Annotated in this window: 18 protein-coding genes and 6 pseudogenes; 9 read left to right on the forward strand and 15 right to left on the reverse strand. The window is 59.6% G+C overall.

Annotation, left to right across the window (positions count from 1 at the left end; translation table 11 throughout):
* Positions 1 to 9: 9 nt before the first annotated feature.
* The 4 genes and pseudogenes from OKW28_RS19235 to OKW28_RS19250 form a co-directional block, all read right to left on the reverse strand.
* The gene (locus OKW28_RS19235) at positions 10 to 924 is read right to left on the reverse strand and encodes a LysR substrate-binding domain-containing protein (RefSeq protein WP_429448059.1); all 915 of its coding nucleotides are present in this window, start codon (positions 922 to 924) and stop codon (positions 10 to 12) included.
* 94 nt (positions 925 to 1,018) lie between these two features.
* Positions 1,019 to 1,126: pseudogene (locus OKW28_RS19240) on the reverse strand (aldehyde dehydrogenase family protein); the annotation flags it as partial.
* A 131-nt stretch (positions 1,127 to 1,257) separates the two neighbouring features.
* Positions 1,258 to 2,661, reverse strand: a complete 1,404-nt coding sequence (locus OKW28_RS19245; protein WP_429448061.1) for a DNA-binding protein — start codon at positions 2,659 to 2,661, stop codon at positions 1,258 to 1,260.
* Positions 2,662 to 2,849: 188 nt separating this feature from the next.
* Positions 2,850 to 3,020 (reverse strand): annotated as a pseudogene (locus tag OKW28_RS19250) (lipoyl synthase); the annotation flags it as partial.
* On the opposite strand from OKW28_RS19250, the pseudogene OKW28_RS19255 reads away from it, so the two are divergent.
* From OKW28_RS19255 to OKW28_RS19270, 4 genes and pseudogenes are all read left to right on the forward strand, one after another.
* A pseudogene (locus OKW28_RS19255) lies at positions 3,016 to 3,582 on the forward strand (efflux RND transporter permease subunit); the annotation flags it as partial. The pseudogenes OKW28_RS19250 and OKW28_RS19255 overlap by 5 nt on opposite strands.
* Positions 3,579 to 4,392, forward strand: a pseudogene (locus OKW28_RS19260) (TolC family protein); the annotation flags it as partial. The pseudogenes OKW28_RS19255 and OKW28_RS19260, both read left to right, overlap by 4 nt.
* Positions 4,373 to 4,977, forward strand: a pseudogene (locus tag OKW28_RS19265) (tyrosine-type recombinase/integrase); the annotation flags it as partial. The pseudogenes OKW28_RS19260 and OKW28_RS19265, both read left to right, overlap by 20 nt.
* 565 nt (positions 4,978 to 5,542) lie before the next feature.
* Positions 5,543 to 5,815, forward strand: a complete 273-nt coding sequence (locus OKW28_RS19270) for a hypothetical protein (RefSeq protein WP_429448062.1) — start codon at positions 5,543 to 5,545, stop codon at positions 5,813 to 5,815.
* A gap of 328 nt (positions 5,816 to 6,143) precedes the next feature.
* Here the strand turns inward: OKW28_RS19270 and OKW28_RS19275 are convergent, their stop codons facing one another.
* Together OKW28_RS19275 and OKW28_RS19280 are read right to left on the reverse strand one after the other, a co-directional pair.
* Complete coding sequence (locus OKW28_RS19275) at positions 6,144 to 6,302, reverse strand: hypothetical protein (RefSeq protein WP_429448064.1); 159 nt, start codon at positions 6,300 to 6,302, stop codon at positions 6,144 to 6,146.
* Positions 6,303 to 6,910: 608 nt separating this feature from the next.
* A complete protein-coding gene (locus OKW28_RS19280; protein WP_429448066.1) occupies positions 6,911 to 7,057 on the reverse strand; it encodes a hypothetical protein in 147 nt (48 codons plus the stop codon).
* 114 nt (positions 7,058 to 7,171) lie between these two features.
* Here OKW28_RS19280 and OKW28_RS19285 point away from each other — a divergent pair.
* A pseudogene (locus tag OKW28_RS19285) lies at positions 7,172 to 8,555 on the forward strand (ISKra4 family transposase); the annotation flags it as partial.
* Between the two features lie 265 nt (positions 8,556 to 8,820).
* On the opposite strand, the gene OKW28_RS19290 reads toward OKW28_RS19285, so the two are convergent.
* Both OKW28_RS19290 and OKW28_RS19295 read right to left on the reverse strand, forming a co-directional pair.
* A complete protein-coding gene (locus OKW28_RS19290) occupies positions 8,821 to 9,681 on the reverse strand; it encodes an IS5 family transposase (RefSeq protein ID WP_429448068.1) in 861 nt (286 codons plus the stop codon).
* A gap of 37 nt (positions 9,682 to 9,718) precedes the next feature.
* Positions 9,719 to 10,630 (reverse strand): site-specific integrase, encoded by a 912-nt coding sequence (locus tag OKW28_RS19295; protein WP_429448070.1) that lies wholly within the window; start codon positions 10,628 to 10,630, stop codon positions 9,719 to 9,721.
* Between the two features lie 565 nt (positions 10,631 to 11,195).
* On the opposite strand from OKW28_RS19295, the gene ltrA (OKW28_RS19300) reads away from it, so the two are divergent.
* The 3 genes from ltrA (OKW28_RS19300) to OKW28_RS19310 all read left to right on the forward strand — a co-directional run bounded on the left by ltrA (OKW28_RS19300) (position 11,196) and on the right by OKW28_RS19310 (position 15,300).
* Complete coding sequence (gene ltrA, locus OKW28_RS19300; RefSeq protein WP_429448072.1) at positions 11,196 to 12,533, forward strand: group II intron reverse transcriptase/maturase; 1,338 nt, start codon at positions 11,196 to 11,198, stop codon at positions 12,531 to 12,533.
* An 818-nt stretch (positions 12,534 to 13,351) separates the two neighbouring features.
* Positions 13,352 to 14,227 carry a cyanophycinase gene (locus tag OKW28_RS19305; protein WP_187614140.1) on the forward strand — a complete coding sequence of 292 codons (876 nt, stop codon included), beginning with the start codon at positions 13,352 to 13,354 and terminating at the stop codon, positions 14,225 to 14,227.
* 248 nt (positions 14,228 to 14,475) lie between these two features.
* Positions 14,476 to 15,300: a cyanophycinase gene (locus tag OKW28_RS19310; RefSeq protein ID WP_429448074.1), complete on the forward strand. Its 825-nt coding sequence runs from the start codon at positions 14,476 to 14,478 to the stop codon at positions 15,298 to 15,300.
* A gap of 26 nt (positions 15,301 to 15,326) precedes the next feature.
* On the opposite strand, the gene OKW28_RS19315 is transcribed toward OKW28_RS19310, so the two are convergent.
* The 3 genes from OKW28_RS19315 to cphA all read right to left on the reverse strand — a co-directional run bounded on the left by OKW28_RS19315 (position 15,327) and on the right by cphA (position 20,429).
* A complete protein-coding gene (locus OKW28_RS19315; protein ID WP_429448076.1) occupies positions 15,327 to 17,021 on the reverse strand; it encodes a transglutaminase-like domain-containing protein in 1,695 nt (564 codons plus the stop codon).
* A gap of 152 nt (positions 17,022 to 17,173) precedes the next feature.
* A complete protein-coding gene (locus tag OKW28_RS19320) occupies positions 17,174 to 17,506 on the reverse strand; it encodes a hypothetical protein (protein ID WP_429448078.1) in 333 nt (110 codons plus the stop codon).
* Between the two features lie 124 nt (positions 17,507 to 17,630).
* Entirely contained in the window at positions 17,631 to 20,429 is a 2,799-nt protein-coding gene (gene cphA / locus OKW28_RS19325; RefSeq protein ID WP_429448080.1) for a cyanophycin synthetase, read from the reverse strand.
* A gap of 1,020 nt (positions 20,430 to 21,449) precedes the next feature.
* Here cphA and OKW28_RS19330 point away from each other — a divergent pair.
* Positions 21,450 to 22,610: an IS30 family transposase gene (locus tag OKW28_RS19330; RefSeq protein ID WP_429448082.1), complete on the forward strand. Its 1,161-nt coding sequence runs from the start codon at positions 21,450 to 21,452 to the stop codon at positions 22,608 to 22,610.
* A gap of 152 nt (positions 22,611 to 22,762) precedes the next feature.
* Here the strand turns inward: OKW28_RS19330 and OKW28_RS19335 are convergent, their stop codons facing one another.
* The 4 genes from OKW28_RS19335 to ltrA (OKW28_RS19350) form a co-directional block, all read right to left on the reverse strand.
* On the reverse strand, positions 22,763 to 23,299 hold the full coding sequence (locus tag OKW28_RS19335) for a hypothetical protein (protein ID WP_429448084.1): 537 nt from the start codon (positions 23,297 to 23,299) through the stop codon (positions 22,763 to 22,765).
* 624 nt (positions 23,300 to 23,923) lie between these two features.
* A complete protein-coding gene (locus OKW28_RS19340; RefSeq protein WP_429448086.1) occupies positions 23,924 to 24,349 on the reverse strand; it encodes a MarR family winged helix-turn-helix transcriptional regulator in 426 nt (141 codons plus the stop codon).
* 22 nt (positions 24,350 to 24,371) lie between these two features.
* Positions 24,372 to 24,959, reverse strand: a complete 588-nt coding sequence (locus tag OKW28_RS19345; protein WP_429448088.1) for a VOC family protein — start codon at positions 24,957 to 24,959, stop codon at positions 24,372 to 24,374.
* 258 nt (positions 24,960 to 25,217) lie between these two features.
* Positions 25,218 to 26,555: a group II intron reverse transcriptase/maturase gene (gene ltrA / locus OKW28_RS19350; protein WP_429448072.1), complete on the reverse strand. Its 1,338-nt coding sequence runs from the start codon at positions 26,553 to 26,555 to the stop codon at positions 25,218 to 25,220.
* Between the last annotated feature and the right edge of the window lie 142 nt (positions 26,556 to 26,697).

Below are 26,697 nucleotides of genomic sequence, written 5' to 3' on the forward strand. Positions count from 1 at the left end.
CTATCGGCGCTATTCGGCTGACCCCGACGAGGCCCGCAAATGCCGCCACAGCGTATCGAGCAGTTCAGTGCGGTTCGTGAGGTCGCGATACACGCGCAACTCCAGCTCCAGTTGCCATTCGGAGCGGCCGGCGGCGACAAGCTGGCCGCTGTCGAGTTCGGCGGCGATCGAGCTCTTCGGCAGCCAGGCGACACCCTCGCCTTCCAGCACGAGCTTCTTCACGACCTCGGCCATGTCGGATTCATAGTGAAGATGCAAGGCGGGCGACACTTTGCTCTGCTCCATCAGCAACGCGAAGCAGCGCCCAAAGTAGCTCGTCTCCGTATAGGCGATGAACGGCATCGGATGCTCGATCATGCCGGGCAGACGGTACACGTGCGCAAGCCGCTGATTGGGCCTGCATACCGGCATGAAAGTATCGACGCCCACGGTCACGCATTCGTACCTGGTCGGATCGAGATGCAACGGCAGCTGCGGATGGTGATAAGCGAACATCAGCTCGCAGTTGCCGTTGACCAGCATCAGTATCGAATCGTGCACGTTCGCCGGAATCACGCGCGCGCGCACTTCGCCGACATGCTTCGACAGCGTGCGCAGCCACGCGGGCAGGAAGTTGAGCGCGATCGTGTGGCCGGCTGCGATCTGCAGGCTCGTGCCGGCGATGCGCTGTTCGGTGCGAATGATGGCGCGCGTGTCGAACAGCTTGTCGAGGATGTCTTCGGCCGCGTCACGAAACAGTTGCCCTGCCGGAGTCAGGGTCGGCGGAAAGCCGCTGCGATCGACGAGATCGGCGCCGACCCATTGTTCGAGCGACTGAATCCGTCTGCTGAAACCCGATTGCGTGACGTTGCGAAACTCCGCCGCCCGGGAAAAGCTCTGATAGCGGGCGAGCGCGATGAAGTCTTCGATCCACTTGATTTCCATCAGCCATCGGTCTCCGGTCCGGCGACGAATGGACTCGCCGCTGCGCCCGCAATTCTACGCCTGGCCGTGCCGCACGCTGACTATGGGACCGGCGTCAAACAGCCATGCACAGGTACCTGATCACCAGGTAATCATCGATCCCGTAGTGCGAGCCCTCCCTGCCGAGACCCGACTGCTTCACGCCGCCAAACGGCGCGACTTCGCGGCGATGGAAAGCCAATCGGCGCTGCCGAGCCGTATCGCCGATGCGAACGGCCCAACATCCCCGCCCTCCCTACGAGCCCATTGCGCATCGCCATGCTCGCGACGCGCGCCATCCCATCAACGATCCCGTCACGCTGGCGAGGTTTCGGTGTTCAGCTTCGACACGGCACCCGTCTTCTCGTCGTAGCGGTAGCCTTGTTTCTCGAGTTGAGCGCTGATCGTTTCGACGAGCACCTGCTGCTGAATCTCCTTACGCAGCAATTCATGCTCCGGCTTGAGCTGGGCCAGTTCAGCGGCAAGCCGGCGGCTCAATGTCGCTTCGCCCGCGCCGCGGGCAAGGACGACCACCATTTTTTCATTCGCCTGAGCCAGTTGCTGCTTCAGTGCGTTCGAGTAGTCGGACCATTTCCTGACGGTCTCCCGCGCTTCGGCAATTGCGGCGGCATGCGCGTCCGCGTCGCGCGTCATCTGCGCCTTCAATGCCTCGAGCTGCTGAGAGTCGGCAGTCACCGGCGACGCCGACTCCAGGCCCGCGACGTTCTCGCTCGCCACCGAGCTTTCGGCCAGTTCGGCCGCGCGCTGCTGCTCCGCGTCGGCACGCTCCTGCGCCTGGGACAAGCTGGCCGACAGTCTCGCGATTTCGGAGGCGCCCGCGTCACGCTCATCGCTCAGGCTGGCGATCTGCGTCTGGACATTCTGCAATTCAAGTGCGGCGGCATTCCGTTCGGCCTGCGCGCCCGCGACCTCTTCCCGGCGGGCCGCGTGCGCTTCCTGCTCGGCCTGCAGCTCCGCGCGAATCGCTTCGAGCTCGCTTTGAAGACGAGCGACCGCTTCGGAATGCGCCGCTTCCAGCGCCGCACGCTCCGTTTCATCGGCCGGCGTTTCGACGACTGACCCAGCCGACTCGTTCGCCACCTCGCCCTCGCCCGCGGCGTCGGTCTCCTCGTGCGAAATCGCTCCTCGCTCCGCGGCCAGTTCCGCGCTCTGCAGTTCCGCTTCGAGGAGCGAAACGCGCTCAGCAAGTTCCTGCGCGCGCTTCTCCGCCGCGTCGGTCCGTTGCACGGCGAGCGCAATGTCCTCTTCGAGCCCGGCTACTGCGTCGACTTTCTCGTCGTAGGCGCTCGTCATCTTATCCAGTTGGACTTGCAGCGTATCGAGTTCCTGGACGGTGGTTTGCAGTTCCGCGAGCGCGTCGTCGCGCTCGTTGCTGGCGTCCTCGACACGCTGGCGCATCGCGGCGAGGCGTCGCGCCACTGCGCGTTCAGCTTCATCCTGCGCTGAGCTCCACAGCCGGTCGAGCGCATCGCGCATGGTGTCGGTCACGGTTTCCGGCAACGCAGGACGTTCGACGACCTGCGGCACCCGTGGGGCGCGCGTTTCACGCCACTTGCGCAATGCCGCTGCCACCGCGACCACCGAGCCTGTATGGACTTCGGACCAGATGGCTACCGGAGACACCTTCTCGCCTTCTTCGGCCATCCGGTTTGCGATTTCAGCGACGAGTTCGTCCGTGATCGTAATGTTGCTTGACATGCCTGCCTCGACAAAATGCACGTGGTGACGAATACCGTTTCGTCGTTCGGGAGGCGGCCCCGCGCTGGGACTCGCCTCGCATACCTACGAATTGTCGAGTACTTCCCCGGCGGTCAATCGTTCGAAAAGCCGAGGTTACGGGGAGGTATTCATCGGATTGCATCACCAAAGGTCCGGCGCACATGCATTCAGAGCTTTCCGGCGATCCGATCCGCGTGATGCGACGAACGCACGAGCGGCCCCGACACCACTTCCATGAACCCCATCTTCAAACCTCCGTCGCGTAGCATGTCGAACGTCGCGGGCGGCACGTATCGCCGCACCGCCATGTGAAACCGCGACGGCGCGAGATACTGGCCGGGACAGTCCTACCAGGAGAAGCAGGCCGGCTCCCAGGCCACGATGCTCTATGCGATCTCGCTCGTCATCGTGTTCCTGTGTCTCGCGAGCCTCTACGAAAGCTGGTCGATCCCGCTCGCGGTGTTGCTCGTCGTACCGCTCGGCGTGCTCGGTGCGCATGGACGCGGACTTTCCAACGACATCTACTTCAAGGTGGGGCTGCTGACCACCATCGGACTCTCCACGAAGAACGCGATTCTGATCGTCGAGTTCGCCAAGGACCTTCAGGCGCAGGGACACAGCCTCGTCGACGCCGTGCTCGAAGCCGCCGCCCATATGCGCCTGCGCCCCATCCTCATGACCTCGCTCGCGTTCGTGTTCGGCGTGCTGCCGCTCGTTATCAGCACGGGCACCGGCGCCAGCGCGCGCCATGCGATCGGCACGGGCGTGACGGGCGGCATGATCGCCGCCACGGTACTCGCCATCTTCTTCGTACCTGTCTTCTTCGTCGTGGTACGCAGACTGTTCAAGGAACACGGCCATACCATGGATGCGGCCGAAACCAACGAGGGCAACGCATGAAACGCACACTGATCGCCCTTCTGTGCGCCGCCGCGCTCGGCGCCGGTTCGCTGGACCCGGTCTGGCAACGCCCCTCGGCGCCCGTCGATAGCACTTGGTCCACCGCGCCCGCGCCGGCGCAGTCGAAAGCGGCAACGGCGGCCACCGCTGCCCCGCTCGCCGCTGACCTCGGCTGGCGCGACTTCTTCAAGGACCCGCGCCTGCGGAAACTGATCGAACTCGCGCTCGTGAACAATCGCGACATGCGCGTGGCCGCACTGAACGTGACCGAGTACGAGGCGCAGTACCGCATCGCGCGCGCCAACATCGGCCCGACCAGCAGCGCGTCGGGGTCGGTCACGCGCGAACGCTGGGAAGGCTCCACCAGCGCGTATAGCTCGAGCAGCGCGAGCGTGGGCCTCACGTCGTGGGAAATCGACTTCTTCGGCCGCCTGCGCAGCCTGAAGCGCCAGGCGCTCGAGCAATACCTCGCCACGGACGCCGCCCGCACGAGCACGCAGATCAGCCTGATCGCGACGGTCGCCACCGACTATCTGCAACTACTCTCAGACGAAGCCCTGCTGCAGATCACGCAAGACACGGTGGATGCGGACCAGCACACCTACGATCTGACGGTCAGCATGATGAAGATGGGCAGTGCATCGATGCAGGACGTGCGCCAGGCCGAAAACTCGCTTGCCGCCGCGCGTGCGAGCCTCGCCTCCTGCACACGCGCAGTGGCACAGGACCGCAACAACCTCGTCGCGGAAATTGGCGCGCCGCTGCCCGCCGACCTGCCCCAGGGTCCCGCGCTGATGGAGAACGAGGGTCCTATGGCTGGACTGAGCACTCTGCGCAGCGGACGCGTTTCATGCTCGACTGTGCCTACGCGACCGGATTGCGCGTAAGCGAACTCATCGGCGCAACGCTCGGTGATATCCGCACCGAAGAACACGGCGATCACTGGCTGCATCTGGTCGGCAAGGGCGGCCGGCCAGGCAAGGTCGCATTGCCGCCGCTGGCGCGTACGGCGCTCGCTCAGTATCTCGTGCAGCGGCGACTTCCGGTCACGCCGGCGCGCGCTGGGATCCGAAACCGCCGCTCGTCGCTAACCTTGAGCAGGACAGCACCACGGGCATTACCGGAACCCGCTTGTGGAACGTGATGCGGCGCTTCATTGATCAGGCCGCCGATGTCATCGGCGCCGATCATCCGACAGCCGCGGAAAAGCTGCGACGCGCCAGCCCGCGCTGGATGCGCCATACGCACGCCTCCCGTGTACTTGCCCCCGGAGCGGAACCGACGATCGTGCGGGATAACCTGCGCCCCGCCTCCATTGCGACGACCTCGATTTACCTGCAGAGCGACGAGGTCAAACGCGCCCGCCCGATGAGTCAGGTTTTCGCTGCGCCATAGACAAGGCTGCCGCACGCTCCGGCAAGGATTCGTCTCAGTACGACCCCAGTCGGCCATAGCAGCTCGCACGCTGGTCGTCCGTTACCCGAGGTGGAGCGGCCACGCATACGGGCGAGCCGAACATCGTATTCAACGAGCGGCACGGCCCGGTCACTTCAAGGGCGGGGGCAAGCATTCCTGAATTCCATCCGTGGGGCGGCGGGCGGGTGTCCCGCCGCCAGGCTCGACAACGTACGGAGTTCAGTCGTCCTGCTGTTCAGCCATTTCCGCCGCCACATGAAGTCCATTGTCGATGGCGGCCTCTTCTGTCGCGTAAGCAATACCCGGTTCGTGCCGCACTTCTTTGATCGCGTCTGTAGTTTGGTCAATATGGACGATCTCAAATGTGTACCAGCCTTCAGCCAGTCGGTTTCAATGGGGCCGGGGTCCAGCGCGGTGGGAATACGGAGTTCCGGGGCCGCTATCGGACTTTGGTCCCATTGGTCTCATCCGCCTGGCCGTGTAGGGTGAATAATCCGTCGACGTTTGGACGGCGACATATCCGCAATATCCCCGGGAGCTCATCATGAAATTTCTTCTCGTTACCACTTCGGCGATTTTCGTTGCAGTGCTTTCAACCGCGTCCGTTTGGGCTCAAGACAATTCCGCAACCAGTGCGTCGGCGGCTGCAGAGCATCCCGACGAAATCGTGAGGATGCACCAACAGGTGGCCGCAGCCAATCGTGTCTATAACAAGCACGTAGCCGCTGCACAAAAAGTTTTCGATGAGAAAAAGGCAGCAGCCAAAAAAGAGCGTGATGCTGCCATAGCGGCAGCACATCAGGGTGTGGGCCAATAGAACGACGACGTTCCTGGCACCGCAATGGTTCCTTCCGCAGCAACAACCAAACGCTACCATGCTATTTGAGCCCACGGACGACGTTACGCTCCCTGCTAGGCAAGTGCGGTCACCGACATAGATCAGGCCGTGTGGTCCGCCGTTGATCGCGATCGGGCAGCCGTCGGACCCTCAACAGCCGTTCGCCGCAACGTGGCTCCGACGGCAGCATCCAAGGTAAAGTGGCCTTAGGCACTTCGATAACCTCATCGGCCCAGCCTGACTTCTGTCGGCGGATGGGCCGATGAACGCGGGCAGCAATTTCCGCTCGAAGGCCACCACCCTCTTGCTACTCGCCTGAATTTTCCAGTCGAGCCGCCCGCTGGACTGGGACACGATGACGCCGAACGAACGGGAAATCTAAGCGGTCGCCGTGATCCGCCTGGAGTTGCGGATCGACGACGAAACGGCCGCCATAAAACGCGAGGCGCTCGGCGATGGTGTCCATGCCCGCAAGCGCGTCACGTGTGTCTGGTATTGCCGGGGAAGGTCGCGGTCGCTACTGGTGATACCACTCCTTCATCACGTCGACCTGCTCCGAATTCTTACCATTCCATCGCCAGGCGACTTTATAATTCGCCCGGAAGTTTTCGTCCGAGAGCCGCTGGGCGTCGTCCTTGAGCCCGAGCGGTTACGAGCACGATGCATTGCTCGGATCCCACGTATCATCCGGGCATATTGCCGGGTTGAAAGATGCGGAGACGCCGATATTCGACTTGGGAAGAGGTACTGCTCCGACCTCAAGGCAGCCTTCTCGAGCCACGCACGGACAGCTGACCTGGTCGCTTCGGTCAGTTCGAACTGAACGGGCCGTTGTGTCTTTCGCTGGACGACTTGGCTTACATTCCGGACGTCGAGGACACAATTTGGCGTGAATTTCGTCGCTAGTCCGGAGGGCGAAAGGCGTCTTCCGGGACGCCAAGTAGCCCGAGCAGCTGACGCTGCAATTCCGTGAGTGGAACGGTCGAAGACCTGCACAGTGTGTGCACCATCGATCAGCCGGTGACGTTCGGCGAGGCTAAACAAGCGCAGGATTTGTTCGGTCGTGGGGCGTGCTCACTGACGCTGCTCGGGATAAAGAGGCAGTTCGTCGATATTCGCGCGCTTCATGGCAAGGCGCAGCTCGCGTTCAATGAGCGCCTGCACGAGCAGTGCGAGGAAGTACAGCGTGAAGAACGCCTCGATACGCGTAGACCGAAGCAATGTTGTCACCGAAAGCGAAGCAAAGTCGTCACCTCGGGTGGGGAGCGTTAAAAACCTTGGGGTTCCGGCTCAGGACGCCTACGATTCTGGCAGTCATAGCCACCGGAGTTGGAAATGAAAGTCACAGTTCGCGTCGAGATCACTACCGATTGGGATGAAACGGACACCTTCGAAATATGTCAGCTAGAACGTCCCTATCACAAACTGGAACCTGAGAACGTCGGCCTGTCACTCGCTGAAGGAAAAGACCTGCTACACAAGCTGCAGAGGGTAGTGGTAGCAGCGCAGGCAGAAGAGGTCTGCATGCTGCGGCGTTTTTGTACGCGCTGTCACCGTTTTCTCGCGCTCAAGGATCTGCGGATTCGCAAGGTGGACACGGTCTTTGGTACCGTGCCCTTTCGCAGCGCCCGGATCATTTGCTGTCCGTGCGAGACGGCTTTCCAGATGGAGTATCCGTATAGTCCGATGAGCGAATTTGTTCCGGAGCGAGCGACCACTGAACTGCTGTCGCTTGAAGCGAGGCTGTCGGCACAGATGCCGTATCGGCAGGTCGTCACCATGTTGGGTGAGTTCTTTCCAGAGCGGGAGACACTGAACCATGTGACGGTGCGAAACAGGGCGTTACGGGCGGGAGCGCGCATAGATGCTGTTCATCCGGTCACATGTAGCACACCCAACAACGATGCGGAGTGGACGCTGACCATCGACGGAGGATTCGTTCGGGGGCGCCACAAATCAGAATGTTCGAGCTTTGAGATTCTAACGGGGCGACTCACCACCAAAGACCAGACTTCCCGCGTATTTGCTTTCGTCAGGAACAGGTTGCCGGACGTTGCGGAGCGGTTCGCGACCCTCGTGAAAGCAGCATCTGGAAGCGATCAACCGAAACTGTCGGTCATCACCGATGGAGCCAACGGGCTGCAGTCGATCGCTGGTCGATTGCCGTTTGCTTCTACACCCATCCTGGACTGGTTCCACATATCGATGCGCGTGCGGTACCTTGAGCAGATCATCAAGGGCATGCGTGCAACGACCGAAACTGAAAAAGCCACCCGACGTGTGTTGATTTCCCGCGTCGACAAGCTGCGCTGGTGCTTCTGGCACGCCAGGCTGGAGAAGGCGAAAACTCGGATGCAGGGCATTCTGACCATCTGTCGGGTGATCGTGCCGGAAACACCTGGCATTGCAGAGAGTCTGGCGCAGCTTGACTACCGGACTCGAGAGCTTGTCGAATATGTCGAAGCGAATGGCGGGGCGACGATCAACTACGGCGAACGACATCGTCGTGGCAAACCTATCTCGACCGCAACGGCTGAGTCTGCAGTCAATCAGGTGCTGAATCAGCGGATGTGCAAGCGTCAACAAATGCGCTGGTCGCCGATCGGAGCACATCTGCTTGCTCAGGCCCGATGTGCTGTCGTCAACGGTGACCTTGCCGAAAGACTTGCGAGATACGAGCCGCCAAGGGAGCCCTTGTCACACGAAGTTGCCGAGTTCATAAAGCAGTTCAAGCTAGCATCGAAGTTACAACCCCAAGGGTTTTAACGCTCCCTTAATGCTGTCAACTGGTTGCGCGTTTCCGTCCATTGCGAACGGAAGAACTACGATGACCGTTGGTAATCGTGCGAAGCCAGGAACATCGTTGTGAAAAACGACTGGTATCTCGATATCGGAGATTGCATTATGATCAGGAATGCGAATGCAACAGGCGTGAGCAATCACGGCGCGTGCCGCAGTCAGTGAAGTGCGAGCCTCGCGCTGGTTCAGCAGTAGTGGCGCAGGTTAATCATCGTATAGGCAAGCGTCTTGAACGCGTAGTGAACGTCACCGATGCGTTCAAAGCGCAGCAGCAGACGGCGGAACTTGTCCTCCCAGGCGAAGACCCGTTCAATGGTCCTGAAGCGCTCCTCGAAGATGGCCGGATCGTAGCGCTGCTTGCGGCCCCGCTTCGGTATTTTGCGTCCGCGCGGATTCTCGGGGATGTTCGGGGTCATGCCGCGATTGAAAATCGCCTTGCGGTTGGCCCTGCAGTCGTAAATGCCATCCAGGCTGACGATTGAACCGTGCAGGCCCGCGCCAATGGCGCGGGCCATGGCGGTAAGGCTGGGCAGCGCGTCGCGCAACAGCGGTGATTCGTTGCGGTTACCGGGAGCGCTGATGAATGGAGCAATGACGTTGCAGTTGCGATCGCACAAGGCCACCACCTTGTCGCCCTTCAGATGCTTGTGCCCGCTATACCCTAGATTGTCGCCGCCTTTCTTCGCCGCCGTCGTGGTGCCGTCGTCGTGGATGACCGAAAGGTCAAGCAGCTGGTCCTGATGAAGCTGCTGCACCGAGCCCGAAAAGATGGCATCGATACAACCATCGGCCTGCCAGCGACGAAACGTGCGGTAGATGCGCGTACAGTGGATTTCAGGGTGACCTTCTGCATTCCTGTCGATCGGCAGCATCTTCCATTGACAACCCATGTACAGCGCCTGCAGGATGTAGTTGAAGATCTTGTGCAAGGCCAGCGTGGGGGGAGGTCCGCGACGGCCCAGGCTCAGATGCGGCCAGACAAATTGCTCGAACTGCTCCAGGCGCAATCTTGTTGGAATCTTTTGCCAGCATGGGCTTCGGGTCATTCGCTGCGTCCAGAAATCTGGACTTTAGCCGATCTGGCTACTCTGACCTGAAATCCAGTCCGGGCGCGGCTTGCAGACAAACTCCATGGCCGTCGAAATCCCGCAACCAGTTGTGTAGGATCGACAAACTATGTCGCGTGATGTAGAGGGCTGCCTTGCGCGACGCCGCACGAGTGGGGGGTGATCGTAAAAGCCCGGTCTCTTTACCCGACATAATCCGGAACGACACATAGTGACGCAGGGCGGGCGGGGAGACGCGTTTGCCGATCTGCGCGGCCTCGGCGGCGGCGTGAACGGCGCGGTTCAGCTGCCGGGTGCTGAGCGGGTCGACGGGTTCCATTCCGGGAAACAGCCACCCGCCATCAAGCATGGTGCCCTGGGCACGCGCGACCCGCCACCACAGCCGCAGGCGTTCGAGCAGCACCGGCGAGAGCATCGCGTAGCGGTCCTTGCGGCCCTTACCCTGCTCGATGCGCAGTGTCATGCGCTGGCTGTCAATGTCGCTGACCTTCAGCGCTACCACCTCGCTCGCGCGTAGCCCCGCGCCGTACGCGACCGACAGCGCGGTCTGGTGCTTCAGGTTTCCGGCTGCTGCGATCAGCCGCCGCACCTCTTCGGGGCTGAGCACGACGGGTAATACGCGGGGCACGCGCACGGGTTGCATCCTGACCATCAGCTCGGGCCGGTCGAGCGTGACTGTGAAGAAGAACTTCAGGCCGGTGATCGCGTGGTTCAGCGACATGGCCGATGTGCCGTGCTCGACCAGATAGAGCTGGTAGCGCCGCAGGTCCTCGACGGTGGCCGTGTCAGGTGAGCGCCCGAGAAACCGGGCGAACTCACGCACGATGTGCAGATAGATGTCCTGCGTCTTGGGGGCAAGCTGGCGCATGCGCATGTCGTCGATCATGCGCTGGCGCAATCGGCTGGCGTTTGCTGGTAAGGAGGTCATGATTCGGCTCCTGTTGAAGAACGAGGCGGATTGCCTCATTCGCCAACATAAAGCCGAGTGACCGGCCTCTCCCTGACCTCCAGCGTCAGACCGTAGCCCCTACCGCGCGAGCGGTTTAGTGTACGCCCGTGATGGCGTGCTATCTGCGGGGTGTAAGTCCCCGTCGGAGTTGGCCACAGCTCCGTAGCTGAAGGTAACTGCGTCGTCGTGAGGCGGGGTGGGGAGTAACCGGAAGCGAACTGTCGGTCCGTAGGTTAACGAACCTGTTTCGGCGGGGTATGGCGGCGAGCCTGCACTAAAGTGGCGAAGCCTGGAAACAACACAGCACGCTGTCGTGGCGGACAAAGCGGTGCGGTGGCGTACCACGTGGTTGAGGACGGAACGATGGGACGGTAGTGCGAAGCAAGCGGGGAGACCTGTCAGCGAGGTGAACGCTGGCAGGAGTCAGAGTCCCGATAGTACTGCACACGGCAGCGTCAAGCCGTGGAGACCTGCGTCAGAGCAAAAGGCGCACTAGGGAAGCGGGGCAGGAAAGTTGATAGCAAAAGACCGGAAGGAAGCAGAGGTGAAGATCGAAGCATCGCCAGTGTCGGAAACGACTAAACAAGATGCAGACGCGCCGGGAAGCTGCGTGCAGCGGAAATTCGCGTCGGCTTCAATCTGGACGGACGCTATGTTGGCTGCTCTACAAAACGGAGTTAAAGGAGGCAAATGGCACAGTCTGATCGACAAGGTGTTTCGCCTGGAGACGCTCGCGCTGGGATGGGCTCAGGTCGAGAAGAACGCCGGGGCGGCGGGAGTGGACCGCATGAGCGTGAAGCGATTCGCGCAAGCGCGGGACCGATACCTCGCTGAACTGGCGCATGCATTGCAGGATGGTAGCTATCGCCCGCAGCCAGTGCGGCGCGTCTACATACCGAAAGGTAAAGGACGTCGTCCGCTCGGTATACCCGCTGTAAAGGATCGCGTCGTTCAGGCGGCCCTGAGGCTGGTGATCGAGCCGATCTTTGAGCATGAGTTCGAGCCGAGAAGCTACGGCTTTCGCCCGGGCCTAGGCTGCAAGGATGCGCTGCGCGAAGTGGATCGGCATGTGAAAGCGGGCTACTGCTGGGTGGTCGATGCTGACCTGCAAAGCTATTTTGACTCGATTCCACACTCACCTCTTCTTGCAAGAGTGGCCGGGCGAATCTCGGACGGCCGGGTTCTGGAACTCATCCAGTCCTTTCTCAAGCAGGACATCATGGAAGACATGACGCGTTGGACGCCGACTTCCGGCAGTCCTCAAGGGGCGGTTGTCAGCCCCTTGTTGGCAAATCTGTACCTGCACGAGCTTGACGTGGAAATGCGCGAAGCCGGGCTGGTAATGGTGCGCTACGCGGATGACGCCGTGGTGTTATGCCGCACGCGCGAGGAAGCGGAAGCTGCGCTCACTCGCATGCGGGCCTGGGTGAATGCGAACGGCTTGACACTGCATCCGGACAAAACCCACGTTGGGGATTGCCGGCTGGAAGGTCAAGGGTTCGAGTTTCTGGGCTACCGGTTCGAAGCCGGCGAGCGTTGGGTGCGCAAGAAGAGTCTCATGGGGCTGCGGGACAAAATCCGCGCCCTGACCAGACGTAACAGGGGCGATTCGATCGAGGGCATCGTTGCGTCGATCAACCCGATCCTGCGCGGCTGGTTCGGCTATTTCCAGAATGCCCACCGATACACCTTCTCGTCGGTCGACGGCTTTGTTCGCCGCCGTCTGCGAGCGATCCTGCGCCGACAGTTACACCGTCCGGGTCAAGGTAAATGCTTGCGCGATCACACCCGATGGCCAAACGCCTTCTTCGCTAATCTTGGGCTGTTCACGATGTCCGAGGCTCATCGATTGGTGCGCCAATCCCGATGTGGAAACAACTGACTGGAGAGCCCGTCGCGGGAAAACTGCACACCGGGTTCGGAGGGAGGGGACGGCGATCGCCGTTTCCTACCCCTATCCGTCGACCCGATCCGGCCACTGGATCCCTCGCCCCTTCAACGGCAGCTTCCAGGATTCAACTGTCATCCGCGCCTTTGCGTCGGCGGGCAAGTATGCCTTTCCTTTCCGAACGGTTGCGGATCGCCGGCAACGATCGACCGGCGCCGTGACGTCGACGTCCACTTCCGAAAAATACTGAGGGAGCACTCCCGACCCAATAACAGTCACGTTTGCCGAATACAGAAGATTTGCCCCGGGTGGCAGGTGTTTGACCGATCTGCCGGGTACGTCGACTGGTAACAGACGAATTGCGACGCTCCGGCGCCAAGCGCCACCTGCAATACTTGAATCGATGCGTCAGCATCGCACCACATCGGTTCAAATATGCACTTATTGCGTGCATATGCTATTCATGCGCTTCCGCGGCGGGCCGAAGTTCTCGCGAGCTCGTTCGCAATCGCGACCTGCGCCAAGGGTTCGCGCAAACCAATGCGGACAAAAACGTTGGTGCATTTTTTGCTTTAAAATATTGTACGGTGTGGGCAGGTGCAGATCTTGTGTGACACGAGGAAGATGCAAACCTGTCCACTATTGCTGCAGGCTTCAGGTTCGCGGGTTGCTGCACAGCGCCCACGAAGGTGCTGCCCGACTGATTCAGCACGGTTGTGGCGCTGCTCGAACCATCGGGCAGACAGTTGCGATTGTCGTGCCTAGGGCGGACCGCCAGGTCGCCGGTCAAGCTTTGAGAAGGAGTGAATGGTATGCGTTCCGGAAGATCGCCGAAGGGTGCCGCGCGAGGCTTTATTATCCCTATTGGCGGCGCGGAAAATCGGGTTCAGAACCCGGTTATTCTGCGCCGTTTCGTGAAACTTTGCGGTGGGTCGCGCGCGCACATTGCGGTCATCCCCACTGCCTCCTCGCTGGATGACACGGGGGATCTCTATGAGTCGGTGTTCCGCGATCTCGGCGCTGACCGAGTCAGTATCCTGCCATTCAAGACACGCCGCGACTGCGAATCGGACAGATACCTGAAGGTGCTCGATCGCGCCGATGGGGTCTTCATGACCGGGGGCGACCAGGTACGCCTCGCCGAGATGCTGAGCGACACGCCGGCGGCGGAGAAGCTTCATAGCCGTAACGCACACGGCATGCACGTAGCCGGGACCTCGGCCGGGGCCTCCGCCATGTCAGCTGCCATGATTGCCGGGGGGAAGAGCGGGGCCACGCCCCGCGCCGGGATGGTCGACCTGGCACCAGGCTTGGGGCTCATCAGCCGTTTTGTTATCGACCAACACTTCGGCCAGCGGGATCGGCTCGGACGCCTGCTCACGGCAGTGGCTTCCATCCCGTTTGGGGTGGGCATTGGGCTGGACGAGGATACGGCTGCGTTCATCGGTCCAGACGAAATGCTGGAGGTGGTAGGCAGCGGCGGCGTCACCATCATCGACGGGTCGAATCTGCGCAACTCTGCAGCTGATTCCGTTCGCCATGACGACCCGGTAGGCTTGACCGGAATACGTCTGCATATCCTGGTTGATGGCAATATGTATCATCTCGGGACGCATAGCCTGGTAGGCGGTACGTTGTCTGCGCGGAGTTACGTCCCCAGTGGATCGAACGCTACTGCTCTGACCTGATCGGCTAGAAGAGGCAAAAGCCGGATCATCCACGAAGCGGGGCAGCGCGTATCTGTGCTGCCCCGCTCCACATTCCGCTTGCCGATATAAAATCGCATATCATGCGTCAACCCCTCGAAGACGCGAAGATAAGACGTCAGCTGATTCGAGCCCGGCAGCAACAAAGCTCCGGCCGGAAAAGTGGGTTACGTGGTGGCTGCACGAGACTTGGGCTACTTCAAGATTTGGCCACTCTATCGGAGTGAAAGTTGGGTCGTGCAAAGGCGCCCATTGGCGGTACACGAGGCTTTATCGTCCCCATCGGGGGCGATGGAAGGCTAATACGAAACGCTGCCATCCTGCGCCGCTTCATCGAGATTTGCGGCGGCTCCCGCGCGCATATCGGCATCATCCTTACGGGCTCCGCGACCAAGGACGCCGGCCGCCGTTATGAAAGGGCGTTCCGTGATCTGGGGGGGGATCGGGTCAGTGCCCTCAAATTTGAGACCCGAGCCGACTGCGAGGCGAAGCGAAACCTGGACATGCTCGATAGTGTCGACGGGCTTTTCCTCACGGGGAGCGACCCGGTCCATCTTTCCGAGACGCTAGGTAGTACTTCGATGGCGCAGAAAATTCGCAACCGGAATGCACAGGGTATGCACGTGGCCGGCACCTCCGCTGGTGCAGCGTTCCTGCCCGGGCAGATGATTGCGGCCGGTGAGAGTGGCACTACGCCGCGTGCTGACATTGTTCAATTAGCGCCGGGCTTGGGCCTGATCGAGCGGTTGATCATCGATCAGCACTTTCGCCACCAGGACCGGCTCGGGCGTCTGCTCATGGCCTTGACTTACAACCCACTTGCCATCGGCATCGGCCTGGATGAAGACACCGCCGCCTTTATCGGTCCGGATCATAGGCTGCAGGTCCTAGGCAGCGGCGGCATCACCATTGTGGACCCCTCCGAACTGCAGCACTCCGCCATACATCCGGATCGCCGCCATGCCCCAGTAAGCGTAGTTGGCCTGCACCTGGACATACTGGTTGAAGGCAGCCTGTATGATTTAACAGCGCATATGGCGAGCATAAGGCGCTAATTTCGCATTCACCCGTCAGGGAGCGACTAGTGTAACGAGGCCTCCCGGAGAATCTTGATCTGAATGTCAGGTACAAAAAAGTCCGAATACATCAGATCGTTACCGACCTTTTCCCAGGAGTCGGGCCTGCATATCTCGCACATCTTTTCCGTCCTGCTGTTTTCTATATAGATCCACGACAGAGCGCCAAAAAACCTTTCGTGCCTTTCCGGCAGATTGTCCGATGAGCTTTCCATAGGTACCCATCCTACCGCGGGGACATAGAACTCTACCCACGCATGATCATAATCCGGCACACAGACCGAGTTGACCCTTGCATATCTCAGTTTGTACTCGGGAACCTTGAAATCCCCGACCGGCCTGCATGCCACCCCGCAAAGCCTCATTAATCCTATCAACAGCTCCATGTACTTTCCGCAAGTCCCTTCGCCGCTTCTCAAGGTCTCAACGGGACTTGTATACGTGTTGTTGTAGCGATACCCCAATCTGCTATAAACATATTCACGCACGGTTTTCGCAATCTTGACTACATTTCCGCGCTCTTTTCTCGGGATCGCCGAAATCAGGTCCGCAGCAATGCGCCTTAACTCTTGCCTATCCATATCGTACCTGAGCTCTCTCTTAAGAAATCGCGTCTTAATTTCGTCTGGATAGCCTGAATCCGGGGCATTCAACTTGAACCTTATCCCATATAGTTCAATTACGGCGCTGTAGCCGAAGTAACGGCGTTCTTTATCAAGCTCAACGCCCCTGAAATCGAATTCCGCAATCTCGTTGCCGCTTTCGTCCCTTCTTATAATCCCAGGAACATCTCCAATAATTTTTACTGATTTCACCTTCTGCCTTCGCGTCTCGACCGGAATCGACAATCTGACGCACATTTTGACGCCCTTGATCCTTTCCAGAATATCATGGGCAGGCTTGAGCATTTCGGCATAAGAAAATTCCACTTCGTAACCATCCGAAAGCCCGAAATTTCCAGCCGTACCAAGCCCCATTATTTTATAATCAAGTTTCTCTATAAAGCCATCTGAAATGTTCCTGTTGAGTTTTATATTTGGACTGTTGTCGACATCCGCCTTCGCGCCCGCATCATCAAAGACATCCCAACTTTTCTGATTGTAGTATATATAGATGCCAGATCTTTCTATATCTGATGTTTTAACTGAAGCTATTCCAGACGCCCCCTCATGGGGTGTCGTCAGCGATGCCAAATGAGTCCCGTCAAGACTGTATATATAAATGGCCCGACTAATGTCACTCAATATGAAGAGGCGATCCCCATGCAAGGTAATGTCGTTTATTCTATTGCCCACATCCACTGACCGTATTGGCCGATCCCCATCCAGAATGAACAAGATCCCGCTACTGTCAGCCACGTAATATCTACCGCCTTTCCAATATAGACCGACAACATCTTTTGCGTCATTGATTGTGACGGTGTCCATAACTTCATAGAACATCCCATTTTCTATCCCGAGCGCATAGATTCTATTAAAACGCGAATAATTGATAATGCCATCCGGTCGCATACATACGGCACCTGCCCCCTTGAATTCGTTGAAGCTTTTGAAGTTGACAACTCCTTGAAAGAATCCCGTCCGAACGTCAATTTTGCCAAGAGCCCCAAGCTCCGGATCTACGACGAAGATCGCATCTTCCTCATTGCTATCTATAGAGGTGATGTTCTTTGCAAAGAGCGGTTTTATCGAGGTGATCACAAATCCCCCGGATCATTCTGATCGGTGAGGCATGGGCCGGGCATACGCCCGACCCATTCTCTCCAAGTCTTGTCGGAGGCGGCGCTTGAAACCGCAACAGAGCTCCTTGAGGGTGTGCGCTGCGCCTTCTGCGCTCAAGCGCACCAAGATCGCTAATGCTGTCGGCCTCTCGACGTTTCCCGCTCCCTGCCTCTCAGGTTTTCCCGCTCCCTGTCTCTCAGGTCGTCTCGCTCCCTGTCTCTCAGGTCCTCTCGCTCACTGCCTCTCAAGTCTTCTTGCTCACCACCTCTCAAGGCCTCTTGAATAAAATCGGCAAAGTCCGAGAGATGCCTTAGATTTGAATCCAGGGGATTGCGCGAAGACCCGCTCATTGCTTCATGACGTATCAGGTCCAGGGCGATTTCGACGGCCACCCTCCGCTTCGAGGAGGCATCCAGCGTGGCGTCGTTATCGTTGTAGAGAAGAAATCTCTGTTTCTCATCCATTTTGACTCTCCAAGGTATTGAACTCCATGAAGGATGGACCTCACGCTTCATCCGCCCTGGAGCCCTGTCACCAGGTCCGCTTGCGACCGCCTGGCAGGTCGTCGTAACCACGGCGAACAGTCATTCAGTCTTCAATCTCTCGCGCCAACCGCACGCCGCGCTCGTCACGAATGATCTCCATGCTACTACTGTCCCACCCGAACCCGCCCAGGTCGTCTTGACGGATCTTGACTGGGGTCGGCCTTCTCTCAATGGCGTGCCCTGTTTGCGCGTCTGGCCTGAAACGCACGATCTGCTCCCAGGCACGTGTGTAGTCTTCGCTCAACAAGAGGAGCAAGTCGCCAGGCCCGGCCATTTCGAGCGCCGACTGATTCGCCGTCTGCTCATCGGCTATGACCTCGATCTGCTCTGCCCCGACTCCATTCTTGCGTAGTGACTCTCGCAGCATTTCCGGCACTTCAAGGTGATCCCGCCCACGCGAGTCACTGTCCCTGTGACAAATGTAGTGCTCAAAGTGTCCCGCCGCGATACGGCCGATCTCCAGGATGTCCTCGTCACGGCGGTCGCCGGGAACCGTCAGCGAAACGATCTTCGCACGCTCGGCTCCCAACCGGTCTACCAGACCGCACATGGTTTTCACGGCCGCGGGGTTATGGGCATAGTCCAAAATCACCCTGAAGGGATGCTGATCGTAGATGTTCAGGCGGCCGGGGGTCTGGAGGAAGGTGTTATCAAAGGTGCGCAGGCCACGGCGGATGCTCTCGAGATCGATTCCGAGGCCGTGGGCGAGGGCTGCAGCGAACATCGCGTTCTGCACATTGTGGAATGCGAGCCCCTGCACCGTGGCCGGGATCACGTGAGTCCACAACAAAGGAAAACGGTGACCGCTGTCCCACAGGCAGACCATGTTGCCGTTTATCTCTTCCTCCAGCACGACCGCCACGCCGCCCGCCTGGACGTGCTCATTTACCAAGGGGTGAGCCGCGTTCATGGTCACGTAGCCCAGGCGGTTTGCGTGACTATGATCCGCCATCTTCAGGCACAAGGCGTCGTCAGCGTTGAGGACGGCCATCTCCTTCGCCACCTCGACGACGATGCGCTTGACCTCCGCCATTTGCTCCACCGTTTCGACCCCGCGCAGGCCTAGGTGATCGGCGGTCACATTGAGGCAGCCCGCCACGCTGCATTCCGGATAGCCCAGACCCCGCCGCAGCAGGCCGCCCCGGGCCGTCTCCAGTACGGCGGCATCCACGGCGGGGTCCGCAAGAATCATGCGGGCGGACGTTATTCCGGTCATGTCACCCTTCACAGTCAACCGTCCGTCGACATAGATGCCGTCGGTGGTGCCCAAACCCACCGTGTACCCCGCCAGTTTCAAGATATGAGCGAGCATGCGCGAGGTGGTGGTCTTGCCATTGGTGCCGGTAATGCTGGCAATGGGAATGGTGCTTGGAGCACCGGGTGGAAACAGCATATCGATGATGGGACCGGCAACGTCCCTGGGCGTTCCTTCAGTGGGCGCCAGATGCATCCGTAGACCCGGGCAAGCATTCACCTCGCACATGGCCCCGCCGGTCTCACGATATGGCGCGGAGATATCCGTGGTAATGAAATCAGCTCCCCCGACGTCCAGGCCGATGGCCCTGATGGCCCGGACGGCCATCTCCCGGTTGTCCGGGTGCACGTTATCGGTAACATCGATGGCGGTGCCGCCGGTGGAAAGGTTGGCGGTGGCACACAAGTAGACGATCTCGCCCGCCACAGGCACCGTCGTGCGACCATAACCCTTGTCAGCAAGGAAGCGTTCTGCCACGCCGTCGAGCTCCACGCGGGTGAGCACGTTTTCATGTCCCGCACCCCGGCGTGGATCCTCGTTAATCTCGTCCACCAACTCCTCGATGGTGTGAACACCGTCACCTGACACATGTGCGGGGATGCGTCTGGCAACCGCCAACAATTGATCATTGACGACCAGCATGCGGTAATCAGACCCCGGTATATAGCTTTCGACGAGCACTGCCTCGCTGTACTCCTGAGCCCTCTCAAAAGCGAGCTCCACCCGCTCCGGGGTTGTAACCTGAACCGATACACCCTGCCCGTGATTGGAGTCCAATGGCTTGATCACAACGGGATAGCCGATCTGTTCGGCACTATGGACGGCGTCGCGGGCGCTATAGACCTTGCGCTGCCTCGGCACCGGCAGGCCCGCGTCACGCAGGATCCGGTTGGTCTCCGCCTTGTCCGAAGCCAGGTCTACCGCGATCTGACGGGTCTCGCTGGTGAGCGTCGCCTTGATGCTTTTCTGGAAGCGGCCGCAGCCGAGCCGTATCAGGCTGCCGCGGTTTAGGCGCGTCCATGGAATCGAGCGCTTCATGGCGGCGCTCACCAATGCGGCAGTGCTAGGTCCCACGTCGCAACCCCGCGCATAACGGATGAGTTCATCCAGTTCATGTTCAAAGTCGAAAGCGTCATCGAAGTTCCGCTCCGGCTTCAGCTTCAGGTCTTCAGGAAGCAGGTGCTCGAGCAGGGCCAGGGAAAGGTCTCCGGCTTGCCGACCGACATCCTCGTCCAGGTATTCGTAGACTATGTCGTAATGCCCGCGCGGCCCGGCGGCGCGCGTCTTGCCAAAACTCACATCCGAGCCTGCCACCTTCTGCAGTTCGATCGCTACGTGCTCCATGACATGGCCCAGCCACGTTCCTTCGCCTTCGACCATGCGCCGCACGAACCCACCGGGGGCTTGATAGGAACAGCCATGTTCCCGAAGGCCGGGCAGATAGCCAAGGAGACGATCGATGAAGCCTTGGCCGAGGCGCCCGGTTGGCCACTCTTCAAGCACCCCCAGATCGATGGTGTACCGAATGACCGGGAAATGGGCATGAATATTGGGTCCTTGATAAGCGATGAGTGACTTGACTTCCATTTCATGACCTCCTGCAGTCTCGTTTCAGGTCATTGGTCTCCAAAGCCGCCGAAGTCCCTACAGCCATGGCCTGATCTGATGCGGTTGTGAGGTAGATGGGAGACGAAATTGGGGATCGTGCACGCCAGCACTGTCCGGCAAGCCGCAAGCACCAACGTGACTCGACGGGCCTTCGCTTCGTTTTCATGCAGGGAATGGACTCGGCCAAGATGGCAGAACAGCATCGCCACGAAACGACTCCGCCTTGACAGCGCGTTGCCGAGATGAGCAGCACTAGCCTTCTTTCTCATTGGCCCTGACCTGGTCCGCTCGATGAGCGCGAGGGCCTGACTGGACATGCTGCAGGGTGCCTTCACGTCGTGCTCCTGGCCGGTGGTAATGTGTTAAACGGTCACCCACACCCTAACGCTCCAGCGTCATAACCTTGAACTGGACGAGAGTTATTACAGGTGAGACGCGCGCCACTTTGTAGTCGTCGCAACAGAGACGCACTCATGGGTGTTCCAAGCACGATGACTGCCCGGAACCATCTCCGACCGATCGGCCACTTTAAAAATAGAGGCATTTCCAGATAAAGCAACATCTCTTCCGTAATTTATCTTGCCGAATCCGAACGCCTATCGGCTCTCAGGAGCAAGGGACCTTGGCGAGCAACTGTCCTTGCGTCACGGCGAACGTGGCCCAACCGAGGAACCACAGATTGCCCGCGCACCGTTGCTCCATGGCAGATGATTCGCCTGAACAACGTAAGTCAGATCATCCACCATCGTCCACTTCGGCGTGTCGAGACCGAGAGTCTCGTCCGGGCCGATCGCTCGATCGCTCGAATAGGCTGGCGGTTCCGCAAAGCCGACAAGAGAGTGCGATTAGCGACCACGCAGATTAGCAACCACGCACGAGTGTCCGGAATGGCCGATGAAGCAACGTTCATCCTCGCGAATGGAATGGCCGCTTGCTGGGGCGGATTCAACCGGTCGATGCAACACAATGAACGTCGCATGAGCGGCGGGAGTGTTGCAAATGAAACAGAGGCGCCGGATCTATTACAGCGAAAGCCAGAAGGCATTGATGTGGGAACGCTGGCGTCAAGGCGAGTCGTTGCAGCACATCGCCCAGCTATTTGAGCGCAATCACTCGTCAGTACAGGGAATTCTGGCGCAAACTGGAGGAATCCAGCCTGCACCCCGCCAGCGATCCAGGCTGGCGCTGACGCTTGCCGAACGCGAGGAGATTTCGCGAGGCCTCGTCGCGGGTGATTCGATTCAGTCAGTCGCCCGGCGACTGTCGCGATCACCGTCCACGATCTGTCGCGAGATCAAGCGCAACAGTGGGCAGGGCGGCTATCGGGCCAGCCACGCCGACCAGCTGGCATGGGATCGGTCGCTGCGCCCGAAAGTCTGCAAACTGGTCGAGCACCGGACGCTGGCCCATATCGTGGCCGACAAGCTCCAGTTGCAGTGGTCGCCCCAGCAGATTGCTGGATGGCTCAAACGCGCCTGGCCAGGCAACGAGGACTACCACGTGTCACACGAGACCATCTACCGCAGTCTTTTCATTCAGGCACGGGGTGCACTGAAGAAAGAACTGCTGGAGCATCTACGGCGCACCCGGGCCATGCGTCGCTCGCGCCATCACACCCAGAAAACGGACGATCACGGCAGGATCCGTGAGGCGGTATCAATCCGTGAACGCCCCGCCACCGTGGAAGACCGTGCGGTGCCGGGACACTGGGAAGGCGATCTCCTGTGTGGCAGTGGCGGTAGCCAGATTGCAACGCTTGTAGAGCGTCAGACGCGCTATGTGATGCTGGTGAAGATCGCGAGCAAGGACAGTGAATCGGTTGCCAATGCGCTCATCAAACACGCTGGAAAGCTGCCTCAGGAACGCTATAAATCGCTTACGTGGGATCGGGGAACAGAGATGGCGGACCATAAACGGTTCACCATCGCCACCGACATTGCCGTGTATTTCTGCGATCCCAAACACCCCTGGCAACGCGGCTCGAATGAAAATACCAACGGCCTGTTAAGACAGTACTTTCCGAAAAGCATCGACCTGTCGGTCTACTCACAGGCCAAACTCAACGCCGTGGCACGACGGCTGAACGAGCGACCACGAAAGACCCTGGATTACGAGACACCGGCTGAACGATTCCATCGAACTATTGCATCGACCGGTTGAATCCGCCGGGTGAATCGGACGTCTGAACGGCCGAACGATCATGTGGGCGAGTGACGCTTCCTGGCCGGCCTCTGCCGCTTGGGCGGTCGCGATATCGGTATGCGTGGTCCAGCGCAATTCCATTCGGCGTTGATCGGGTCGGCCGAGCGCCTTTACTCGCCCTTGCGTGCACCGAAGAGCGGCAGCATCCAGAATGGTTTGAGCCACTGCGCCCAAAGGGGCGCGGCCTCATGCGGAATGCCCCGTTCGGCGTTCGACGGCTCGCGAGCGAGCAGTTGTACAAGTGTTGCTTCCGCTATCCGGCGCCCCTCCGCAAAGCTCATAAAAGCCGGCACCAGTGCGTTGAGTGCAATCGGATCCGTGAGCAGCCCACGCAATGTCTGCTCGTCCATCGCTTCGAGCTGCAGTTCGTACTCGATTTGCAGCGTGCTTTGCAATTCGGCCAAAGTCAGCATGTCCGCCTCCCGGTTGATCGACGAAAATGGTTCGAAGCTTCTTCGCGCATACCGCCTGCATAGCTCGCCATTGACGATCGGAAGCTGCCGCCTCCACCATGCTGCCGCCCGAGCGCATGCGTGCTGCGTATCCGTTCCGTTGGTGAATAGTATGGCGCATTTGTGCAGAGCAGCAAATATCATTTTCATGCCGGTCGCACTCCAGTTGAAGAACACTTTCTGATCAACATTCAAGGGCTTACCCGCATACCGGTTCACAATGTTGAATCAAAAATGAGACTGCTGCAGCGCACACAAACGCAATATGTCTTTGTCGACATTGTCCGGACCGCAACGGCTCCCAACTGCGCCTCACCCGGTGCGGTTCACCTCAAATCCGCACAGTCGTACCTATTTACCTAACCTCCCTTGTGACCAGACGTGTGCGCGACAATCTACGGAATGTGAGGCAGGATACGCACTGAGCGGCAGTACCCGACATTTAACGACGAGTATGGGGACGCTGAACGCGCAATCCTTAGCCATGTTCCAGGCCCGTCTACTCTCTGTTGGGTCTGGCTGCGAACTCTTTTCGAAGAACCCGTGGCGGCGAGCACCGATTTAACGTCGGCGGGAATACGTCGGCGGAAGCTTCACGTTGTTTGCTCAGTTTGCTCAGATGGACCAAGCCCACGGACATCGAAGGTAAAACCGGGGAACCGATTTTCTCCGCATGCCGACAAGAGACCCTCCTCCCGCGATCATCGGCGTTCATGCGCTGCTCGCCGACGCGCGCCTCAACCAGCTGACGCGTACCGACCCATTTCGGTCGGCCGCGAACGGCGGCTTTGCCGAAATCCCCCCACTTATGGTGGCCTGCTACAGCTCTTTCAGCACGTCTTCAAGTACCCTTGCTAGAGCCGCTCTGACGCGGGGCGAGAGCGGCGCGATGCCCGCCGCATAGTCGGCAGAGCGGGCCTCGGCGATCCGCTTGAGCAAGGCACTTCCGTTGGACGTGACGGCCAACTGCTTTTTCCGGCGGTCGTCGGGTGATTCGACGCGCGACACCAGATCGAGCTGAAATAGACGCTCAACCATCTGACTCACGGCGGGCAGCGACATATGCATCTGTTCGGCAAGCGCCGATGGTGTGCTATCAGGGGTAGACGCCAGCCGACGCAGCAGCAATACCTGCTGCAAGGTCACCGATGCGTCCGTCAGGACCGCGAGCGTCTTTCCCTGCGTGTGCGATACGCGGTTGACGAATTCCTGCACCAGATTGCCCAGCGCCGCGGGGTTCAGCATCGTTTCCAATCGTGAGTGGCGGTCAGCGAAGCCGAACGGCATCCCATGCAAGCCGCTCCGGCACCGGAGGCCGTATCGACACCGCCTTGGAAAAGCCGAAACACGTGAGCTCGAGGTGATTGCCGAATGGATCGTTGAAATACAGCGAAGCCTGCCCTGGCGGTCCGAGCTGCAGGGGACCTTCGGTCGGTATTCCATGGGCTTCGATCTTTGCCTTCCACATCAGCAATTGCCGCGGCGGAACGTGAAACGCGATGTGCGGATGGCCAGCGGTCGGCGACGGCTGTCCCGAGTGCTGCAGGAACAAATCCACCCTGGTCTTGCCGCCCAGGAAGACCGAGATATGGTGCGCGCCTTCCCCGCCGCGCAGGGCGGGCGGACGACCGAAGCGCCTTAACGTCTCATCGTCCACTGTCATGAAATAGTGGGCGCCGAGGATGTCGCAATAGAACCGCTGAGCCAGGGGCAAATCGCGCACCGGGATAGTGACGTGGTCAAGTGCACCGACCTGCGGTCGGGTCAGTCCCGCCAGCCGGCGCTTGAGCCAGATTCGGCGCTCTTTGACTGTGAACACAAGACCGATCAGTTGATTTCGCACAGCTGTCCACACGGCGGCCTCCAGTGGTTCAATCGACGAAATAGTTAATGTACATTAATAAACTGATTCCGTTTTGTCAAGGAGGGTTCATCGTGCGGGCGGACAATTGAGCAGGTTCCCAAGCCTGGCATCGATTGAATGTCTGCTTACGGGCGGTCCAACTCAAGCCACGACCGGCAGGAATTGGCCGCAGGATAGGGGTAGGAAACGGCGATCGCCGTCCCCTCCCTCCGAACCCGGTGTGCAGTTTTCCCGCGACGGGCTCTCCAGTCAGTTGTTTCCACATCGGGATTGGCGCACCAATCGATGAGCCTCGGACATCGTGAACAGCCCAAGATTAGCGAAGAAGGCGTTTGGCCATCGGGTGTGATCGCGCAAGCATTTACCTTGACCCGGACGGTGTAACTGTCGGCGCAGGATCGCTCGCAGACGGCGGCGAACAAAGCCGTCGACCGACGAGAAGGTGTATCGGTGGGCATTCTGGAAATAGCCGAACCAGCCGCGCAGGATCGGGTTGATCGACGCAACGATGCCCTCGATCGAATCGCCCCTGTTACGTCTGGTCAGGGCGCGGATTTTGTCCCGCAGCCCCATGAGACTCTTCTTGCGCACCCAACGCTCGCCGGCTTCGAACCGGTAGCCCAGAAACTCGAACCCTTGACCTTCCAGCCGGCAATCCCCAACGTGGGTTTTGTCCGGATGCAGTGTCAAGCCGTTCGCATTCACCCAGGCCCGCATGCGAGTGAGCGCAGCTTCCGCTTCCTCGCGCGTGCGGCATAACACCACGGCGTCATCCGCGTAGCGCACCATTACCAGCCCGGCTTCGCGCATTTCCACGTCAAGCTCGTGCAGGTACAGATTTGCCAACAAGGGGCTGACAACCGCCCCTTGAGGACTGCCGGAAGTCGGCGTCCAACGCGTCATGTCTTCCATGATGTCCTGCTTGAGAAAGGACTGGATGAGTTCCAGAACCCGGCCGTCCGAGATTCGCCCGGCCACTCTTGCAAGAAGAGGTGAGTGTGGAATCGAGTCAAAATAGCTTTGCAGGTCAGCATCGACCACCCAGCAGTAGCCCGCTTTCACATGCCGATCCACTTCGCGCAGCGCATCCTTGCAGCCTAGGCCCGGGCGAAAGCCGTAGCTTCTCGGCTCGAACTCATGCTCAAAGATCGGCTCGATCACCAGCCTCAGGGCCGCCTGAACGACGCGATCCTTTACAGCGGGTATACCGAGCGGACGACGTCCTTTACCTTTCGGTATGTAGACGCGCCGCACTGGCTGCGGGCGATAGCTACCATCCTGCAATGCATGCGCCAGTTCAGCGAGGTATCGGTCCCGCGCTTGCGCGAATCGCTTCACGCTCATGCGGTCCACTCCCGCCGCCCCGGCGTTCTTCTCGACCTGAGCCCATCCCAGCGCGAGCGTCTCCAGGCGAAACACCTTGTCGATCAGACTGTGCCATTTGCCTCCTTTAACTCCGTTTTGTAGAGCAGCCAACATAGCGTCCGTCCAGATTGAAGCCGACGCGAATTTCCGCTGCACGCAGCTTCCCGGCGCGTCTGCATCTTGTTTAGTCGTTTCCGACACTGGCGATGCTTCGATCTTCACCTCTGCTTCCTTCCGGTCTTTTGCTATCAACTTTCCTGCCCCGCTTCCCTAGTGCGCCTTTTGCTCTGACGCAGGTCTCCACGGCTTGACGCTGCCGTGTGCAGTACTATCGGGACTCTGACTCCTGCCAGCGTTCACCTCG

This window comes from Paraburkholderia sp. 40, from assembly GCF_050434105.1.
Classification (GTDB): domain Bacteria; phylum Pseudomonadota; class Gammaproteobacteria; order Burkholderiales; family Burkholderiaceae; genus Paraburkholderia; species Paraburkholderia tuberum.

What these genes read in the sequence shown, in the direction of transcription:
- OKW28_RS19235 (WP_429448059.1), bottom strand. Translation starts at nt 924, where the DNA reads ATGGAAATCAAGTGGATCGAAGACTTCATCGCGCTCGCCCGCTATCAG.
- OKW28_RS19295 (WP_429448070.1), bottom strand. Translation starts at nt 10,630, where the DNA reads ATGACCTCCTTACCAGCAAACGCCAGCCGATTGCGCCAGCGCATGATC.
- OKW28_RS19290 (WP_429448068.1), bottom strand. Translation starts at nt 9,681, where the DNA reads ATGACCCGAAGCCCATGCTGGCAAAAGATTCCAACAAGATTGCGCCTG.
- OKW28_RS19305 (WP_187614140.1), top strand. Translation starts at nt 13,352, where the DNA reads ATGCGTTCCGGAAGATCGCCGAAGGGTGCCGCGCGAGGCTTTATTATC.
- OKW28_RS19320 (WP_429448078.1), bottom strand. Translation starts at nt 17,506, where the DNA reads ATGGATGAGAAACAGAGATTTCTTCTCTACAACGATAACGACGCCACG.
- OKW28_RS19330 (WP_429448082.1), top strand. Translation starts at nt 21,450, where the DNA reads ATGAAACAGAGGCGCCGGATCTATTACAGCGAAAGCCAGAAGGCATTG.
- cphA (WP_429448080.1), bottom strand. Translation starts at nt 20,429, where the DNA reads ATGGAAGTCAAGTCACTCATCGCTTATCAAGGACCCAATATTCATGCC.
- OKW28_RS19245 (WP_429448061.1), bottom strand. Translation starts at nt 2,661, where the DNA reads ATGTCAAGCAACATTACGATCACGGACGAACTCGTCGCTGAAATCGCA.
- OKW28_RS19270 (WP_429448062.1), top strand. Translation starts at nt 5,543, where the DNA reads ATGAAATTTCTTCTCGTTACCACTTCGGCGATTTTCGTTGCAGTGCTT.
- OKW28_RS19275 (WP_429448064.1), bottom strand. Translation starts at nt 6,302, where the DNA reads ATGGACACCATCGCCGAGCGCCTCGCGTTTTATGGCGGCCGTTTCGTC.
- OKW28_RS19340 (WP_429448086.1), bottom strand. Translation starts at nt 24,349, where the DNA reads ATGCTGAACCCCGCGGCGCTGGGCAATCTGGTGCAGGAATTCGTCAAC.